Below are 18707 nucleotides of genomic sequence, written 5' to 3'. Positions count from 1 at the left end.
TCATTTTATGAATTCGTTTTTAGGTAAGCCACGAAATTAATACTTATCAATCACATGCGCTTGTACTTCTGCGCCGTAATCATTAATTTCCTGCCATTGTGGATAAATACCGGCTAAATCATCATTTGCCATACCTAAACGCACTGCTTGATCCACAATAATACGTGCTACATCAAAATGACGTGAAAGCGGATAAGCTTCTAATTGTTCTTTTAAGACCAAACTTAAATCAATTGGACGATTATTTTCACGATATTGAATTAATAAGCCTTGCATATGCTCTACGATTTGATCATGTAAATCGGCCAAAGATTCATATTGCAATTCTTCAGGTAATTCACCCAATGCATCATCTTCACGTAATACCATTTCTTCATCACGCAAATCGACTAAACGTTCCGCTTGAGCAGTCCACAAGAACCAAGGATGATCGAAATAACTGTGAATAGAGTTACGTAAGCGTTGTGAGAATACGCGGTTTTTATCCATATCAATGGCGGTACGGATAAATTTATGCACGTGACGGTCATAACCAATCCATAAATCAATGGCTTGTTGTCCCCAGCTAATAATGCGGTCGAGCTTGGATTGCAAATCAGTAATTAATTGTTCAATAAAGTAGAGCTCATCATGGCCTATCACACAATCTTGAATACGTAATAATTGTGCCTGTAACTTATCACCTGCTGCATTTAAGGTGTCTTGTAACTCACGTAAATTGCCTGAGGTTTCATCTAATAAACGTTCACAGCTAGAAATTGCTGCCTGCCAATCTTTGGTAAGTAAATTCGCAATTTCTTCCTTAATGCTTTGCTGATTTTCATCCATCACACGTTGTGATAAATCAATGCTATCGAAAATCTCTGCTACTGAGTATTTTAATGGTGCAAATACATTACGACGCCAAAAGTGCTCATTCTCCCCTTTTGCTACACCTTCTTCTGCCGCATCGGATGCACGCTGAATTTCATCAGCCACAATAGAGAGCTGTACAGAAAGACGCAATGCAGAAAATTCACGCTGACGAATATAATAATCTGATACGCCAACACCTAATGGGGTGAGACGATAAATGGAAAGGCCTTCGGTAAATTCACTGCTGAAACGGTTAAGAAAACGCTGTTTCACCAATTCATTGATAGCATTATTGGCACGGGTGGCAATCGCATCCGTTGATTGGTCAAAAGCATTGGCTGTATGGCGGAAAATATCCACTAAATCGGCTTCTAGCATCTCACCGTCCAAACGTTCGTTGTTATAGATGGCGATTGCCAGCAAAAACACCAAGCGCTCTGTCGGCAGATTTAACGAAAATTCCCGATCTTTCGCCCATGAGACGAGTTCAGGAATAGTTTGTGAGGTTTCGATCATTCGGTTACAAAAGCTTAAAATTGAATAAAAAATTTCTGAGATTATACAGGATTTTTTCTCAATCTTGAAAATCTTCTTGCAAATTGACCGCACTTTTTAAATTTAAAATATCCTTAACTTAAATAAGGAAATATATTTTCTAATAATCGAACAATATTCAGACAGAATTTACAATTCTTTACAAAATAACCATGCTCATTTACTTTTCTATACAAAAAAACCTATCTATAATCGTTGCCTAGGTACGCAATCGTTTACTGAATAGAGAAAAATGACATTTGCAATCTCTAATAAGACATTACAAATCATATAGTTAATCCATTCTTCAATGCGTCCTATTATAGTATTTATGTATATTTACACTGCTCTAATGAAATTCTTTTATCACATTTATGTAATTAAAGAAGAAACTCAAGCGAGGACATTATGAAAAATTTTAAATTTAATGCTATCACGGCATTAATTATTGGGGTGAATTTTGCTGTAGCGAATGCTGCTGATGGAAACATTCTGAATATCACGACACAAGACGCTGTTAATGCAAACAAAACAATAGAAGCGACTAACGTTAAAGGTCCTGGACATACAGCTATTGGTCAGCAAAACCAAATCTATTCTATTCCTGCTGCTGAAGCTGAAGAAAGCCAAGGTTCAAGTTCTGCCATCGGTAATCAAAATGTGGTGAAAGGTGAACAAGCAAATGCGATTGGTGATGGGAATGATGCATATGGTCATTTTACCCAAAGTGTTGGTGATGATAACAAAGTTTATGCCGATCATTCTCTTGGATATGGTGCACATAATAAAGTAGGAGCTCAGCGTGTAATCGGCACACCAGAAAAAGATGTTGTTGTGGATAAAAACACAAATAAAGCAAGCGTATTTGGTTTAAATAATGAAGTCGTTGGCAAAAACGTTTTTGTTGCTGGTAATGATAATAAAATTACAGACACATCAACTTCAAATGCAACTGTAATTGGCTTCGGTGCAACTGCAAGCTCAGCTAATGCAACTGCAATTGGTACTGCTGCTAGTGCATTAGCAAACGAAACTGTTGCAATTGGTCAAGCAGCAAAAGCAAGTGGTCAAAATAGTAATGCTTATGGTTCACAAGCAAATGCTAGTGGTACAAGCTCATTGGCTGTAGGTACTGGTTCTGTAGCCTCTGGCGATTCAGCTGTAGCGATTGGTAACGATTCAACTGTTACAGGCGGCTCTGCTGTTGCTATTGGTGCATCAGCAACATCTACAGGTAAATGGTCTACTGCACTAGGCGATTCAGCTAATGCTAAAGGCGAAAAAAGCGTAGCCTTATCCAAAGACTCTTATGCAAAAGATGATAACTCTGTTGCCTTAGGCTCTGGCACTATTACACGTTCAGCAACACAAGAAAATACTGCAACAGTTAACGGTATTACATATAGTGGTTTTGCAGGTAACACGCCTGTAGCTGTTGTTTCTGTTGGTTCAGACAAAACTGAAACTTACACCCCACCAGATCACTCAACCCCAGGACGTACAGTAACCATTACGCCACATACACGCCAAATTATTAATGTAGGTGCAGGTGAAATTTCTGCTACTTCTACCGACGCTATCAACGGTTCTCAACTTTATATGATTGCAGACCAAGTCGGTAAAAACAAAACGCATATTGATAATATTCGTATGCGTACATCTGACGTAAAAGTAAAAGCTGGTGATAACATCGATGTAGAAGAAACTCACGATGATGCTAACCAAGTTAAAACTTATACTGTTAGTACCAAAAAAGACATCAAAGCAAATTCTTATACCATTAATAATTCCAATATCAAAATTGATCAAAATGGAATTAATGCAGGTAACAAAAAAGTTATCAACGTTGCAAATGGTGAAAATGATAACGATGCGGTTAATGTTTCACAATTAAATAAAGTGAAACATGATGTGGCTAACAATACTAAAAATATTGCTACCAACACTCAAAACATCGCTAACAATACTAAAGCAATTAATACTTTAAATAAGAAAGTTAATGATGTTGACCGTAAATCTCGCGCAGGCATTGCAGGCGTTGCAGCTATCGCTTCTGCTCCATCTGCACGTAAAGATGGTAAGAGCATGGTATCAACCGGCGTAGCTCATCACCGTGGTGAAAGTGCAATTGCAATTAAAGCATCTCGTAACTCTGATAACGGTCACTGGTCAACCAACGTGAACGGTGCTGCAGATACTCGCGGTCAATTTACTGTGGGGGCGGGTGTTGGTTACGAATGGTAATCTGACTTAAACTTTAAAACAAAGAGCCACAAAATCGTGGCTCTTTTTTATACGCTAAAATAATGAAAAATTTGACCGCACTTATTGCAATATATATCGCCAAACAAATGCACTGACCAAAATAATCAACATGATAATAATTTGTATTAAACGTTTTTTGGTTAATTTTTCTGCTGCCATACCTATTTACTCGTAGATAACTTCTTAAATTGACTATTTAGTGGTAGAATAATTGCGTTAGATCAATTTTACACTATATTTATCGATTTGAGGAACTAATGAAGAATTTCGTTTCAGAAACCAAATCAGGGCGCAGAGTTCAATCTGGTGGTTGTGCGATTCATTGCCAGGATTGCAGCATTAGTCAACTTTGTATTCCTTTCACATTGAACGAACATGAGCTTGATCAGCTTGATAATATCATCGAGCGTAAAAAGCCTATACAAAAATCTCAAGTCCTTTTTAAAGCGGGCGACACGCTTAATTCTATTTATGCGATTCGTTCCGGTACCATTAAAACTTATACTATTAGTGAAGCGGGCGAAGAACAAATTACCTCTTTTCACTTACCGGGTGATTTAGTCGGTTTCGATGCGATCACCAATATGCAACACCCAAGTTTTGCTCAAGCATTGGAAACCGCTATGGTATGTGAAATTCCCTTTGATATCTTAGATGATTTATCTGGCAAAATGCCTAAGCTTCGTCAGCAAATTATGCGTTTAATGAGTAGTGAAATCAAAAGCGATCAAGAAATGATTTTATTACTGTCTAAAATGAATGCTGAAGAACGTTTAGCCGCATTCATCCATAACCTATCTAAACGCTATTCAGCTCGAGGTTTCTCAGCGAAAGAATTCCGTTTAACCATGACTCGCAGCGATATTGGTAATTACCTCGGCCTAACTGTTGAGACGATCAGTCGTTTACTCGGTCGTTTCCAAAAATTAGGTGTACTCTCTGTGCAAGGTAAATACATTACTATTAATGATATTAATGCTTTGATTGATTTAACAGGTGTACATAAAACCAAAATCCAGTTAGTGGAATAGATAAAAAGCGTGAGTTTTCACGCTTTTTTAGTATTTGAGACAAAAAACTTGTACAAAATCACTTTTTTTATAATAGGTTCTTGTCATCACTTAAAATCTTTTCTATCCTATTGATATCTCATATCTTGGAGGCTTTATGAAATTTAATAATATTCTTGTTGTACTTAACCCTGATAACGAAAAACAATATGCGCTCGCTCGTGCCGTTCGTCTTGTTAAAGAACAACAAAATGAAACAAAAGTAAAAATCACTACTCTGTTGAGTGTCTATGACCTATCTTATGAAATGTCTGCGCTTCTTTCCTCAGAAGAACGTAGTCAAATGCATAAAACAGCCATTGAACAACAACGTCAAGCTGTGCAATTTTATTTAGATAAATATGCAGATCCAGAAATTGAATTTGAATCTCACATTGTATGGAGCAGTAATGAAGCGGATGCAATTCGTGAAGAAGTTGAAAAGAATCAATACGACCTCGTTGTGAAATACACTAAAGATGAAGAAAGTTTCACTTCATTGATTTTCACACCGGTAGATTGGCAATTGTTACGTAAATGTCCAATCCCTGTATTGATGGTACGTGATGGTGACTGGAAACACCAACGCCGTATTTTAGTTGCTGTTAATGTGTCGGGTGAGCAAGAATATCAAGATGAATTCAATCAAGAATTAGTTTCAACAGGTATGAATTTAGCGGAAAACTTAAACCGTGGTAACGTACATTTAGTGGCAGCCTACCCTGTTGCGCCAATTAATATGGCGATTGATTTACCTGAATTTAATACTTCAGGTTATGAAAATGGCATTCGTGGTCAACACCTTATCAATATGAAAGCCTTACGTCAAAAATTTGGTATTGATGAAGATCATACCCATGTACGCGAAGGTTTCCCTGAAGAGGTGATTCCTGAAGTGGCGAAAGAAATTGAAGCTGAATTAGTGATTTTAGGCACAGTGGGAAGAACGGGTTTATCTGCAGCGTTACTAGGTAATACAGCTGAACATGTAATTAGTAAATTAAGCTGCAATTTATTAGCTATTAAACCATCTAAAAAATAAGCCTATTTAGCTTTTTATTTAAAACAAGTGCGGTCAGAAAAACAATCGTTTTATTGACTGCACTTTTTTGTTAAAAAAATGTGAAGTTCCTCACAGAATCAACTTTTTTCATTCGTCTCATCATTTCTTTTTCGTTATACTCCTCCGCCCTATCGAAGACTTTCTATAAATTGATTTATTGATTAAAAAGGAAAGACAATGAAAAAAACATTAATTGCAGCACTACTTGGCTTCTCTGCGCTCGCGCAAGCACATGAAGTTTGGGTTGCAACACCAGCACAACTTGCTTCTAATAGCGTTTTAAAAGCTGATTTAGCTTATGGTGACTACCCCTACGTTGAAAAAATTCCTGAAAAACGTCTTGCTATTTTTCCACCGATGGAACTCATCAATCAAGATGGTGAAATGCAAACATTAGTACAAAAAGGTGAAAACTACCAATATCAATCAGAAAAACCGTTAAAAGACGGTTCATATTGGGTAACAGCGACTTATAAACCAACTTTCTGGTCACAAAATAATGAAGGTTGGAAAATGGATAACTTACAAGGCACACCAAATGCATTCTATTGCGAACAAACTCAAATGTTTGGTAAAGCCTTTACTGTAGTGGGCAAAAAACCATTAAATGCAGATATGGCAATGACACGCCTCGGCTTACCACTTGAAATCGTGCCACTTAAAGATCCGAAAACAATTAAAGCAGGTGAAGCTTTCCCTGTTCAGATTTTCTATAAAGACCAACCACTTGCAGGCGAAACGATTATCGCAACCTCTGATACATTTGTTGTAAAAGATATGGAAGCGGCAACATCTCACCGTGAGCCGCAAGCCTTTTCTGGTAAAACAGACAAAGAAGGTAAAGTTAACTTTATTCCATTAATTGAAGGCGTTTGGAAACTTAAAGTGATTCATAAAGAACCATTTGAAGATCAAAAAGTTTGTCAACATTCAGCGAATTACGCGACGTTAATTCTCCCTGTTGGTAAAGCTAGAGCTAAACTCCCACCAAAACCAGAACATCATCATTAATCATAAAAAAGTGCGGTCAAATTTAACCGCACTTTTTTAATATGTTCTTAACGCTGGAGGTTGGTAATGTTCAATAAAGGTTTCGATTTCTTGAAGATTATTTGAGAATAAAATCTTCTCAAAATCACCTTGAGTAAAGAAGCCTTCTTTCACCATATGGCTAAAAAAGGACTTTAATGAATCAAAATACCCCTTTTCATTAAATAGAATACAAGGATTGTTATTTTTTCCAATTCGCGCCCAAGAAATCACTTCAGTAATTTCTTCTAAAGTGCCAGGTCCGCCAGGCAAAGCAATATAAGCATCGCCAAGCTCAATCATTTTATTTTTTCGCTCAGACATGCTTTCAACAATTACGGTCTTAGTTAAATTAGGATGTGAAACTTCTCTGTCTTGTAAAAATTGAGGGATAATGCCAATTACTTTACCTTGATGAGCAAGTACAGTATCTGCAACTACGCCCATTAATCCCAATTTTCCGCCACCATAAACTAAAGTATGTTGACCATCTGCAATCCATTTTCCTAATTTTTTTGCGGCAGCCTGATAAGTAGAATCATTACCCAAACTCGCACCGCAATAAACCGTGATGTTCATCCTACTTTTTCCGTTCTACCCATTTTCCATCAATATAATCCACAATCCATTTTGTGGCTTTGCCATTCTTTTCAGATGTCACATATTGATGTTTTTCTTTACGGCTAAAGCGGATAATGGCTTCATTACCCTCAGAATCTTTTTGTGGTGCATCTGCTAAATAACGTAATTTTTCCGGTAAACGATCACGATAAAGCGCTAATTCAGCCACTTTTGCCGGTCGAGTTTCACGTGATTTAGGGAAGTTATGTGCTGACATAAACACGCCACTTGCCCCATCTCGTAATACAAAATACGCATCAGATTTTTCACATTTCAATTCAGGGAAATGAACCGGTTCTTCTTTTGGCGGTGCAACCTCGCCGTTTTTCAAAATCTTACGGGTGTTATCACAGTTGGTACAGCCCATATATTTACCAAAACGACCGAGTTTCAAGTGCATATCCGCACCACACTTGTCACATTCTACAATCGGGCCGTCATAGCCTTTAATTTTGAATTGGCCTTGTTCAACCAAATAACCATCACAATTCGGATTGTTACCACAAATATGTAATTTACGATGTGGGTCAATGATGTAGCTATCCATCGCGGTACCGCATTTCGGACAACGTTTACGATCCATTAAGGCTTTGGTCTCAGAAGCCTCATCCAATACATTGAGTAATTCTGCTTCTGGAATGAGATTAATCGTCGTTTTACAACGCTCTTTTGGTGGTAATGCATAACCTGAACAACCAAGGAAGACACCTGTACTTGCTGTGCGAATCGCCATTTTGCGGCCACAAGTTGGGCAATCAATATCGGTGAGCACAAGGCTATTCGGCTTCATTCCACCTTCTAACTCATCTAATTCAGCCGTAGAAAGTTGGGTAGAAAAATCTTTGAAGAATTGATTTAACTCAGCCTTCCAATTTTTCTCACCAGATGCAATTTGATCTAGTACGTTTTCCATGTTGGCGGTGAAATCGTAGCTCATCAAATCAGTAAAAGATTGATTTAAGCGATCAGTAACAATTTCGCCCATTTTCTCGGCATAGAAACGGCGATTTTCAATGCGAACATAACCACGTTCTTGAATAGTCGAAATAATTGCTGCATAAGTCGAAGGACGACCAATACCACGCTTCTCCAATTCTTTAACCAATGCTGCTTCAGTAAAACGAGCAGGCGGTTTAGTGAAGTGTTGGCTTGGCGAAACTGTTTTTAGTGCTAATGTTTCGTTTAAACTCACAGCCGGTAAAATTTGGTCTTCTGGGTTTTTACCTAATTGTGGCAAGACTTTTGTCCAACCATCAAAACGTAAAATACGGCCTTTGGCTTTCAACTCATAATCGCCAGCCATTACAGTGACTGTTGTACTGTCATATTGTGCAGCCGGCATTTGACAAGCCACAAATTGACGCCAGATTAAATCATATAAACGCACGGCATCTTTATCCATGCCACTTAAATGTTCCGCGAGCATTTTCACATCAGAAGGACGAATCGCTTCGTGTGCTTCTTGTGCATTTTCTTTGCTCGAATAGAAATTCGGTTTAGCTGGCAAATAATCTTTGCCGAAATGGCTTTCGATATAAGAGCGTGCCATATTTAATGCATCTTGACTCAAGTTGGTAGAGTCAGTACGCATATAAGTGATGTAACCAGCTTCGTATAAACGTTGTGCCAACATCATGGTTTTCTTCACCCCAAACCCCAAACGCGTGCTTGCAGTTTGTTGTAAGGTTGAAGTAATAAATGGGGCTCTTGGTTTAGAACCTGTTGGTTTTGTTTCTAAATCTGTGACAACGTAATGTGATTTATTTAAGAAATCGACCGCACTTTGAGCTTCTTTTTCATTTTTCGGCTCAAATTTCTTACCTTTATATTGCACCACATCCAAACGCAAGTCTTCTTTCTTGCTCGTTTGGGTTAGTGCTTCAATTTCCCAAAACTCTTCTGGTTGAAATGCTTTGATTTCACGTTCACGCTCTACTACCAATTTCACGGCAACAGATTGCACACGTCCAGCTGATAGACCTCGCGCCACTTTCTTCCATAATAATGGCGACACCATAAAGCCCACCACGCGGTCTAAGAAACGACGGGTTTGCTGAGCATTAACCTGGTCCATATTAATGTGAGCAGGATGCTGGAATGCTTTTTCAATCGCTTTCTTAGTAATCTCATTAAATACAACTCGGCTAAAACGACTATCATCGCCACCAATGACTTCACGTAAATGCCACGCGATAGCTTCCCCTTCTCTATCCAAGTCAGTTGCGAGATAAACATGGTCGGATTTTTTAGCAAGGGATTTTAATTCGGCTACCACTTTTTCTTTGCCTGGTAGAATTTGGTAATTGGCTTTCCAATCGTCATAGGGGTCAATTCCCATACGTTTCACTAAGGCCGCACGGTCTTTTTCTGCTTTAATTTTGTTTTTTTCTTCCGCACTTAATCCTTTAGTGGAAACGGGTTTAGCCTTCTCGCCTGTGCTACTCCCTGCAGTAGGCAAATCACAAATATGCCCTACGCTGGATTTCACCACATACTGGCTACCTAAATATTTATTGATGGTTTTCGCTTTGGCCGGCGACTCCACAATCACTAAAGATTTGCTCATTTGCTTACCTAAAATATAACTAGAATTCTGTAAAATTGGCGATATACTGCAAACTTACGCCGATAAAATCAAGCTTTTTTTCAAAAAGGATTTATAAATGGATAAACTCAATGCAATTTCGGTTTTCTGTAAAGTGATCGAAACGCAAAGTTTTACACAAGCCGCAAACCAACAGAATATTTCTGTGGCAATGGCGAGTAAACTAGTTTCACAATTAGAAGAACATTTAAAAACACGATTATTACAACGTACAACACGAAAAATTGTGCCAACTGAAGCCGGTATGCTTTATTACCAACGTTGCCAAGCTATTTTATTAGATTTAAGCGAGGCTGATTCTAGCATTAGTAATATGGCGACAAGCTTACAAGGTAATTTATTAATCTCTGTGCCGCGTGATTTTGGCTTACTTTATATCTCGCCTAACTTATCTAAATTTATTGAGCTTCACCCTAATTTACACGTAGAAATTGAATTTGAAGACAAACGTGTTGATCTCGTTGCGGAAGGCTATGACTTAGCATTACGTATCGGCTATATGCAAGATAGCTCACTTGTTGCGCGTAAAATTAGCAGCTCCTCTATGCATTTCGTTGCTTCGCCAAGTTATTTAGAGTCGCGAGGCACACCGCTTACACCTGATGATTTAGAATATCACCAAGGTTTACTTTATAAATCATCGTTAAATCAAGTGCATTGGCAATCAACAAAAGCCAATCAAATTCAACGTTATAAAATTCAATCTAAAGTGGTTTCCAATAATGGTATGGCGTTGTTAGAAATGACAAAAGCAGGATTGGGCATCAGTAATGCACCGGATTTCTTTGTAAAAGATGCGCTTGCTTCAGGTGAATTAGTTGAAATTTTGTCTGAATATAAACAAAAACCTTTAGATATTTATGTGGTTTACCCAAATCGTCGTCATTTACCAGCTAAAGTTCGCGCATTTATTGAATTTCTAGCGAGTCTCGGTTTGTGTGAGAACAGTCAAATATAAAAAATAAGGGCGGATTGACCGCCCTTTATTATTCAAATAATGTCCAAATCGGTTTTACCTCTTCAGGTAAAAATAAATTCTTTCCTAATTCAATCCATCCGCAAGGAAAATGAAAGTCTGACCCTAAAGAGGCAGCTAAGTCATATTCATTAGCTAAACGCGCAAGGTACTGACGTTGATCTTTAGTTTGTCCACTATCTGCGACTTCCATGCCATCACCACCCCATTGTTTGAAATCAACAATTAATCGACGAATCCATTTTCCTGTCATGTTATAACGCATAGGATGGGCAATGACTGCAACTCCTCCAGCAACATGAATCGTATCAATCGCTGTTGGAATATCCACCCATTCAGCTTTGACAAAACACGATTTTCCACCGCCGAGATAACGCTTAAAGGCTTGTCCATCATTTGAAACCTTTCCAATTTGCACCAAATAACGCGCATAATGGGCACGAGTTACTTCTCCATTAGCTAACGCTTTTGCCCCTTCATAGGCATTGGGGACGCCTACTTTTTCTAATTTATGACCAATTTCAACCGCTCTTTTTTCTCTCAGTGATTTTTGTTCGGCTAAAAGTGCGGTCATTTTGGGATGCGTTTTATCAAAATTTAATCCAACAATATGGATGCCACGACCTTCCCAATTCGTTGAAATTTCTACGCCATTAATTAGCTCAATACCTAATTTATCTGCTTCAAGTTTGGCTTCATCAATGCCCATCACGGTGTCGTGATCACATAAAGCAAGCACATTGACACCTTGCTCATGAGCTCGTTGCACAAGCTCCGTAGGCGTTAAAACACCATCTGAAGCCGTACTATGGCAATGTAAATCATATTTGATCATCGGCTTTCCTATAAATTAGTTTGAATAGTGTAATTATCTTCATTAACAATTACAGCTTGGCTATTTGTTAAAGGGAGTAAATTCAATTTGGGTTGATAGATCTGAACAGTTTTCTTTGAACTCTCTTCAAAAGGAAACTCACCATAATGTGGAACAATTGCAAAATCGACTAAATTTAAAGCTGAATAATTGGTTAAATCGATAGCTATATTTTTGTCATCCATAATTTGATTATACTCGATGTCGCTGGCGGTAATAATAGCACCGGCAGATTCACCAAGATAAAGCATACCTTCATCAATTCGTTTTTTTATATGTGGTAATAAATGCTTTCTTTTCAACTCTTGTAATAGATAAAACGTATTACCACCAGAAATGTAAAGGCTCGGCGTATAATTTAATTTCTCTTTAATGATCTCTTCTGTTTCTTGGGCGATATCCAAAACATCGACTTCAAAACCTAATTTATGAAAAATATCTTTTGCCTCATTAATGTATTCAACATAGCTTTCTACATTACCTGCAGTAGGAATAAATAGCACTTTATGCAATAAAAAATGCTGTTTTAAAAATTGTCTGAAAATATTTTCTACGCCTGCAAAATAAGAGGCTAGAAATAATGTTTTCATATTATTTATCTCTTACTTAATCGCCTGAACCAAGTCTTTAACTAAGCTTGGACCGTGATAAATCAAACCCGAATAAACTTGTAACAATTCTGCTCCCGCTTCAATTTTCTCTTGCGCATTTTGTACACCATCAATACCACCACTACCAATAATCGGGATTTGCCCTTTTAGTTCTTGATGCAATCTTCGAATAATTTCTGTACTTTTCTGCTGTAACGGTTTTCCACTTAAGCCACCTTGTTGTTCAGCATTTTTTAAACCTGCGACGTTGTCACGTGAAATCGTCGTATTAGTCGCAATTACCCCGTCCATTTGATGATGAAGTAAGGTATCTGCAATTTGAACGAGCTCAGCCTCAGATAAATCAGGTGCAATTTTTACTGCAATCGGTACATATTTGTTATATTGCTCAGCTAATACTTTTTGACGCTGTTTTATACTTTGCAATAAATCATCAAAGTAATCACCATACTGTAATTGGCGTAAATCTGGCGTGTTCGGTGATGAAATATTTACCGTGATGTAATCCGCATAGTTATAGGCTTTGTTTAAGCAAAATAAGTAATCATCTTTGCCCTTTTCAAGGGGCGTGATTTTATTTTTGCCAATATTAATCCCAATTACGCCATCAAATTTTGCTTTTTTAACATTCTCGACTACGTAATCAATGCCATAATTATTGAATCCGTTACGGTTAATAATCCCTTCCGCTTCAACTAAACGGAATTGACGAGGCTTAGCATTTCCCTCTTGCGCCAAAGGCGTAACCGTCCCTACTTCAATAAAACCAAATCCCATCGCACCAAATCCATCAATGACTTCGGCATTTTTATCTGCCCCTGCCGCTAATCCAATAGGATTTTTAAACGTGATGCCCATTACTTGCTTAGGCGTACCTTGTGGACAAGCCAAAAGCTGCTTTAATAAAAATTGGCAAGGCGATTTACCCGCGAAGTGCAATGATTTAATCACTAAATCATGAGCAGTTTCAGGGTCAAGGGAAAAGATGGCTTTACGGATCAAAGAATACATACTCGTTTATCTCTCAGGATAGTTCACTGTAAATGGAAAGTGCGGTTGATTTTACCGCACTTTTGTTGAAAAGTTGTGTTGCATTTTAAAATGAAAGCAAAGTATATGCAACGAAAGGTACTTAGATAACTCTACTTGCGAATGTAAAGCTCCTTGGTATAAACATAATCCTGTGGATTATGCATTGGGAATCCACCTACAGCTGGATTAATTACTTTGATCAGCGGTGAATAGAATATCGGGATTAGAGGCGTCTCTTCCGCAATAATCAGCTCTGCTTGACGATATAATTCAGCACGCGTCTTATCATTTAAAGTACTTTGTGCTTCTTTCATGATTTGATCAAATTTCTCATTTTTCCAATGCCCCACATTTTCTGGAGATGTTGAAACTAATGAATTAAGAAATGCTGATGGTTCATTATATTCTGCATCAATTGACATACGTGACAATTGGAAATTTCCCATATTGCGTTCTCCTAAATAGGTTTTCCATTCCATCGTACGTAATTTCACATCTGCACCTAATTGTTTTTTCCATTCTGAAGCTAATGCTAACGCAACTTTTTCATGTGTCGCATATTTATTATAAAAAATCTCGAACTGGAGCGGATGTTTTTCGTTATATCCAGCATCATTTAATAATTTTTTAGCTTGTTTAACTCTATCTGTTAACGGTTGATTTAATTCAGCAATGTTCGGTGCAGTAAAACCATTAACTTCTGGAGGTGTCAATGTCGCTGCAGGTTTACGTAACCCAATAATATGTTCTGCTATTAATGGTCGATCTAACGTAAGATATAGCGCTTTTCGAACCTTTTCGTTATCAAACGGTGGTTTCGCCACATTAAAAGTATAGAATTCAGTCGTTAGTCTAGGCACCACAATTAGCGCATTCGGTGTATTTTTCTGAATGTGCGGAATTTGCTCCACTGGTATCCAGGTTAAATCCAATTCTTTAGCTTGGTAACGTTGATATGCCGAAGACAAACTTTCTTGAAATAGATATTCTGAAGTATTAATGCGCGTATTTTTATTATTCCAATAGACTGGGTTACGTTCTGCTGTAATTTTCTCGTTAATTGTCCATTGTTTTAATTTATAAGCACCATTACTCACGATATTTTGAGGGGTAGTCCATTTATCGCCAAATTGCGCTAATTTATGATGGGGAACAGGAAATGTTGTAGGATATGCGAGTAGCTGTAAGAAGTAAGGTGTGGCTTGGGTTAGTTTGATTTCAAGTTGTTTATCATTAATCGCCTTAATACCCAACGCACTTATAGGCTGTTTACCTTGCATCACATCTTCTGCATTTAAAATATGTGCTTTAGACAAATAACTGGCATTTGGACTACCAAACTTAGGATCAACTGCTCGTTGCCAACCTAGCACGAAATCTTGAGCCGTTACCGGTGTACCATCTGACCATTTTGCATCACGTAATGAAAAAGTATAAATCTTACCATCGTCAGAGACTGTCCATTTCTCTGCCTGCGCTGGCTGTACTTGTCCATTTTCATCTAACCAAATTAATCCTTCAAATAAATCAATCGCAATTTGTGCAGCTGTATTTTCTTGCACCAATTGAGGATCAAGTGACCCGGGATCACTATGTGTATTTTGACGGAAAGTCTGTGTTTCAGAAAGTGTTGTACCAGCAGGCACAGTGGCTGAAAATGCTGTTGTTGAAAAAATGCCAAGCATCATACTGACCAGCACTGATGTTTTGTATGTTTTCATATAAAATCCTTATTAACTAATATGGCGAAATGCCATTAATCATTCTATCAAAGGCAATAAAAGAAAAGATTGATATAGTTAACAAATTTGAAAAAAATACGGAATGTCTTAGACATCCCGTATTGAATTTATGAAGTATCTGTTCAGCAGTTATTGCAAGGCTTTTTCAATTTTCTCAAATAAATCTTTTGAGAGATCTTCAACAGCACTTAATCGTTCTAAGGCACGTTTCATTAACGTTTGACGTTGTGCATCAAAACGAGAGAAACGAATTAATGGCTCAATTAAACGCGCAGCCACTTGTGGATTTGTTTCATTTAAACGAATTAAAACATCCGTTAAGAAACGATAGCCTGAACCACTGATATGATGGAAAGCTTTTAAGTTGTGATTTGCAAAGCTACCCACTAATGAACGTAAACGGTTTGGATTGTTGAAGTTAAAGCTTGGGTGATCCATTAATGCTTGTACAATTTCCAATACGTTTTCATCTGGACGGGTTGCTTGTAAAGCAAACCATTTATCCATAACTAAGCCATCATGTTGCCATTTTTGTTCAAAATCCGCTAACAAAGTATCACGGCAAGGTAACGAGGCTTTAGTTGCCATATTTAATGCCGCCAACGTATCTGTCATATTATTGGCATTGTTATAATGTTTTTGAACGACATTATTACCAAGATTGGTGTAAGCCAAATAACTTAAACAAAGATTACGCATTGCTCGTAAGGCAATATCTTCTTGTGTTACTCGATAATCTTCAAGACGAATATGGGTGTAAATACGCAATAAATCTTCTTTCAAGTATTCTGCAATTTGCACCAACATAAATTCTCTTGCGGCTGCAATGCCATCTGGATCAATCGTTTTAAAGCTTTCTGCAAATTCAATGTCTTTTGGCAAGGTTAGAATTAATGTAGCTAATTCAATATCCTGTTCGTAATTTTCCAATACATGCGCAAGTGCAGTTAAAACATCAGGTGAAATTTCAAAGGCTTCACCTTGTTGGAAATGCGCCACATTACGACGCAATTCTTGGGTAAACAGCATTTGTGCTGCATCCCAACGAGCAAATTGGTTATCAGCGAATTTAAGCAAACCTAATAACTGCTCTGTGGTGTAATCATAATCGAGTTTCACCGGTGCAGAGAAATCACATAATAATGCAGGAATTGGGCGACCATAAATGCCATGGAACTCAAACACTTGGTCTTTTTCTGTTACATTTAATACATCACTTAACAATTCACCGTTATGCTGTAACATTTGTTTAGTACCTTTGGCATCATAAAGTGCAATTTTCAATGGAATATGTAAGTTTACTTTTTCCATTTGGTCCGCTGTTGGTGGCGTAGATTGTGAAACGGTTAAACGATAAGTATGAGTTTGTTCGTCATAGGCATCACTAATCAATAATTCTGGCGTACCTGATTGGCTATACCAACGACGGAATTGTGCTAAATCAACATCATTCGCACGTTCCATTGCAGAAACAAAATCTTCACAGGTTGCGGCTTTACCGTCATTTTCTGCAATATAAAGTTGCATCCCTTTTTGGAAACCTTGTTCACCTAATAAGGTGTGCAACATACGAATCACTTCTGCCCCTTTTTCATATACAGTCACGGTATAGAAGTTATTCATTTCAATGACTTTTTCAGGGCGAATTGGGTGTGACATTGGGCTTGCATCTTCGGCAAATTGTACCGTACGTAAGAATTTCACGTTATTAATGCGATTAACGGCACGAGAGCCTGTATCAGATGAAAATTCTTGATCACGGAAAACTGTTAAACCTTCTTTCAAACTTAATTGGAACCAATCACGGCAAGTCACACGGTTTCCTGTCCAGTTATGGAAATATTCGTGTGCAATCACGCTTTCAATGGCGAGATAATCATCATCGGTTGCTGTTTGTGGATTCGCCAACACAAATTTAGAGTTAAAAATATTCAACCCTTTATTTTCCATGGCCCCCATATTGAAGAAGTCCACGGCAACAATCATGTAAATATCTAAGTCGTATTCTAAATTGAAACGGTCTTCATCCCATTTCATGGATTTTTTCAGACTTTCCATTGCCCAAGAGGCGCGATCAAGATTGCCGCGATCAACATAAAGCTCTAAAGCCACTTCTCGACCACTTTTTGTGGTAAAGGTATCTTGTAACAAATCAAAATCACCAGCTACTAAAGCGAATAAATAGCTTGGTTTCGGGAATGGGTCATTCCATTCAACCCAATGACGACCGTCCTCTAATTCACCACTTGCAATGCGATTACCATTAGAAAGTAAGTAAGGATATTTAGTCTTATCCGCGGTAATTTTGGTTGTATAGCGTGCCAATACATCTGGACGGTCAAGCATATAGGTGATTTGACGGAAACCTTCTGCTTCACATTGTGTACAAATGCCCTCGCCAGATTGATAAAGCCCTTGTAAAGAGGTGTTTTGTGCAGGCTCTAGATTCGTCACAATTTCAAGTTCAAAATTGGCCGCACTTTGATTGGTTAAATCTAACGTTAAACTTTCGTGGTCTTGATGATAATGTTTGAAATCTTCGCCATTAAATTTGATGGAGGCAAATTGGAAACCATGACCATCTAATCGTAGATGGGTTGCTTCGTCGTTTAAACGTTGGAAGGTTGTTTTTGCAGTGACAACGGTATGGTTAGGATCTAATTGAAAATCAAGGAAAATATCCGTAACCGTAAAATCAGGTTGTTTGTAATCTTTTCTATATTTCGCTTTAGCTAACATAATCTGCTCTATTTCTAAGAAAAAAACTCGTATTAGGATAAGATTTTATGACAAAACTTGCAATGGAATTTTCAGTTTTTACCACATGGCAAACGTTTGCTTAAAAGTAGGTAAATATGCTATTCTACGCATCGTTTTTTATCAGATAATTTTTTAAAAATATGTCAAATACCGCACAAATTGCTATTGTTATGGGCTCAAAAAGCGATTGGGCAACCATGCAAGAAGCCACTCAAATTTTAGATGAACTCAATGTGGCATATCATGTTGAAGTCGTTTCCGCACATCGAACCCCCGACAAACTGTTTGAATTTGCCGAAAATGCACAAAAGAATGGTTACAAAGTGATTATTGCGGGTGCAGGTGGTGCAGCTCATTTACCCGGTATGATTGCAGCTAAAACGCTTGTGCCTGTATTGGGCGTCCCAGTTAAAAGTTCTATGTTAAGCGGTGTTGATAGTCTCTATTCTATCGTGCAAATGCCTAAGGGTATTCCTGTTGGTACTTTAGCAATTGGTCCTGCTGGCGCAGCGAATGCGGGATTACTCGCCGCACAAATTCTTGCTGGTTGGGATAATGCATTATTCGCTCGCCTACAAGTATTCCGCGAAAATCAAACTAATGTGGTATTGGATAATCCTGATCCACGTAAATAAAACACTTTTCATTTTGACCGCACTTTTTAAAGTGCGGTTGTTTTTTTAGCTAGATT

General features: G+C 37.8%; 14 protein-coding genes. 6 read left to right on the top strand and 8 right to left on the bottom strand.

Annotation, left to right across the window (positions count from 1 at the left end; genetic code table 11):
- Positions 1–36: 36 nt before the first annotated feature.
- The gene (gene mukF, locus HMPREF3279_RS01670) at positions 37–1371 is read right to left on the bottom strand and encodes a chromosome partition protein MukF (RefSeq protein ID WP_070867867.1); all 1335 of its coding nucleotides are present in this window, start codon (positions 1369–1371) and stop codon (positions 37–39) included.
- A gap of 426 nt (positions 1372–1797) precedes the next feature.
- Here mukF and HMPREF3279_RS01665 point away from each other — a divergent pair, with 426 nt between their 5' ends.
- The 4 genes from HMPREF3279_RS01665 (at position 1798) to HMPREF3279_RS01650 (ending at position 6777) form a co-directional block, all read left to right on the top strand.
- Positions 1798–3633 (top strand): YadA-like family protein, encoded by a 1836-nt coding sequence (locus tag HMPREF3279_RS01665; protein WP_070867866.1) that lies wholly within the window; start codon positions 1798–1800, stop codon positions 3631–3633.
- Between the two features lie 278 nt (positions 3634–3911).
- Positions 3912–4685, top strand: coding sequence for an FNR family transcription factor (locus HMPREF3279_RS01660; RefSeq protein ID WP_049365484.1), 774 nt, complete (start codon positions 3912–3914; stop codon positions 4683–4685).
- A gap of 136 nt (positions 4686–4821) precedes the next feature.
- The gene (gene uspE / locus HMPREF3279_RS01655; protein ID WP_005697484.1) at positions 4822–5745 is read left to right on the top strand and encodes a universal stress protein UspE; all 924 of its coding nucleotides are present in this window, start codon (positions 4822–4824) and stop codon (positions 5743–5745) included.
- Between the two features lie 198 nt (positions 5746–5943).
- A complete protein-coding gene (locus HMPREF3279_RS01650) occupies positions 5944–6777 on the top strand; it encodes a DUF4198 domain-containing protein (RefSeq protein WP_054419576.1) in 834 nt (277 codons plus the stop codon).
- 36 nt (positions 6778–6813) lie between these two features.
- On the opposite strand, the gene HMPREF3279_RS01645 is transcribed toward HMPREF3279_RS01650, so the two are convergent.
- On the bottom strand, positions 6814–7374 hold the full coding sequence (locus tag HMPREF3279_RS01645; protein ID WP_070867865.1) for an LOG family protein: 561 nt from the start codon (positions 7372–7374) through the stop codon (positions 6814–6816).
- A 1-nt stretch (position 7375) separates the two neighbouring features.
- Positions 7376–9982, bottom strand: a complete 2607-nt coding sequence (gene topA, locus HMPREF3279_RS01640; RefSeq protein ID WP_070867864.1) for a type I DNA topoisomerase — start codon at positions 9980–9982, stop codon at positions 7376–7378.
- Positions 9983–10079: 97 nt separating this feature from the next.
- On the opposite strand from topA, the gene HMPREF3279_RS01635 reads away from it, so the two are divergent.
- Complete coding sequence (locus tag HMPREF3279_RS01635) at positions 10080–10979, top strand: LysR family transcriptional regulator (RefSeq protein ID WP_070867863.1); 900 nt, start codon at positions 10080–10082, stop codon at positions 10977–10979.
- A gap of 28 nt (positions 10980–11007) precedes the next feature.
- Here the strand turns inward: HMPREF3279_RS01635 and HMPREF3279_RS01630 are convergent, their stop codons facing one another.
- The 5 genes from HMPREF3279_RS01630 to pepN form a co-directional block, all read right to left on the bottom strand.
- Positions 11008–11832, bottom strand: a complete 825-nt coding sequence (locus HMPREF3279_RS01630; protein WP_070867862.1) for an RNase RNM — start codon at positions 11830–11832, stop codon at positions 11008–11010.
- Between the two features lie 8 nt (positions 11833–11840).
- On the bottom strand, positions 11841–12461 hold the full coding sequence (locus HMPREF3279_RS01625) for a Type 1 glutamine amidotransferase-like domain-containing protein (RefSeq protein ID WP_070867861.1): 621 nt from the start codon (positions 12459–12461) through the stop codon (positions 11841–11843).
- Positions 12462–12473: 12 nt separating this feature from the next.
- On the bottom strand, positions 12474–13493 hold the full coding sequence (gene pyrD, locus HMPREF3279_RS01620; protein WP_070867860.1) for a quinone-dependent dihydroorotate dehydrogenase: 1020 nt from the start codon (positions 13491–13493) through the stop codon (positions 12474–12476).
- Between the two features lie 131 nt (positions 13494–13624).
- The gene (locus tag HMPREF3279_RS01615) at positions 13625–15235 is read right to left on the bottom strand and encodes an ABC transporter substrate-binding protein (RefSeq protein ID WP_070867859.1); all 1611 of its coding nucleotides are present in this window, start codon (positions 15233–15235) and stop codon (positions 13625–13627) included.
- A 150-nt stretch (positions 15236–15385) separates the two neighbouring features.
- On the bottom strand, positions 15386–17995 hold the full coding sequence (gene pepN, locus HMPREF3279_RS01610; protein ID WP_070867858.1) for an aminopeptidase N: 2610 nt from the start codon (positions 17993–17995) through the stop codon (positions 15386–15388).
- Between the two features lie 161 nt (positions 17996–18156).
- On the opposite strand from pepN, the gene purE reads away from it, so the two are divergent.
- Positions 18157–18651 (top strand): 5-(carboxyamino)imidazole ribonucleotide mutase, encoded by a 495-nt coding sequence (gene purE / locus HMPREF3279_RS01605; RefSeq protein ID WP_070867857.1) that lies wholly within the window; start codon positions 18157–18159, stop codon positions 18649–18651.
- Positions 18652–18707 lie beyond the last annotated feature (56 nt).

This window comes from Haemophilus sp. HMSC71H05 (assembly GCF_001838635.1).
In the GTDB taxonomy this organism is placed as follows: domain Bacteria; phylum Pseudomonadota; class Gammaproteobacteria; order Enterobacterales; family Pasteurellaceae; genus Haemophilus_D; species Haemophilus_D parainfluenzae_R.
Note: the sequence above shows the minus strand (reverse complement) of the source record. Positions and strands in the feature narration are given on the sequence as shown.

Coding starts and splice junctions, on each gene's coding strand:
- mukF (WP_070867867.1), bottom strand. CDS start 1,371: ATGATCGAAACCTCACAAACTATTCCTGAACTCGTCTCATGGGCGAAA.
- HMPREF3279_RS01665 (WP_070867866.1), top strand. CDS start 1,798: ATGAAAAATTTTAAATTTAATGCTATCACGGCATTAATTATTGGGGTG.
- HMPREF3279_RS01660 (WP_049365484.1), top strand. CDS start 3,912: ATGAAGAATTTCGTTTCAGAAACCAAATCAGGGCGCAGAGTTCAATCT.
- uspE (WP_005697484.1), top strand. CDS start 4,822: ATGAAATTTAATAATATTCTTGTTGTACTTAACCCTGATAACGAAAAA.
- HMPREF3279_RS01650 (WP_054419576.1), top strand. CDS start 5,944: ATGAAAAAAACATTAATTGCAGCACTACTTGGCTTCTCTGCGCTCGCG.
- HMPREF3279_RS01645 (WP_070867865.1), bottom strand. CDS start 7,374: ATGAACATCACGGTTTATTGCGGTGCGAGTTTGGGTAATGATTCTACT.
- topA (WP_070867864.1), bottom strand. CDS start 9,982: ATGAGCAAATCTTTAGTGATTGTGGAGTCGCCGGCCAAAGCGAAAACC.
- HMPREF3279_RS01635 (WP_070867863.1), top strand. CDS start 10,080: ATGGATAAACTCAATGCAATTTCGGTTTTCTGTAAAGTGATCGAAACG.
- HMPREF3279_RS01630 (WP_070867862.1), bottom strand. CDS start 11,832: ATGATCAAATATGATTTACATTGCCATAGTACGGCTTCAGATGGTGTT.
- HMPREF3279_RS01625 (WP_070867861.1), bottom strand. CDS start 12,461: ATGAAAACATTATTTCTAGCCTCTTATTTTGCAGGCGTAGAAAATATT.
- pyrD (WP_070867860.1), bottom strand. CDS start 13,493: ATGTATTCTTTGATCCGTAAAGCCATCTTTTCCCTTGACCCTGAAACT.
- HMPREF3279_RS01615 (WP_070867859.1), bottom strand. CDS start 15,235: ATGAAAACATACAAAACATCAGTGCTGGTCAGTATGATGCTTGGCATT.
- pepN (WP_070867858.1), bottom strand. CDS start 17,995: ATGTTAGCTAAAGCGAAATATAGAAAAGATTACAAACAACCTGATTTT.
- purE (WP_070867857.1), top strand. CDS start 18,157: ATGTCAAATACCGCACAAATTGCTATTGTTATGGGCTCAAAAAGCGAT.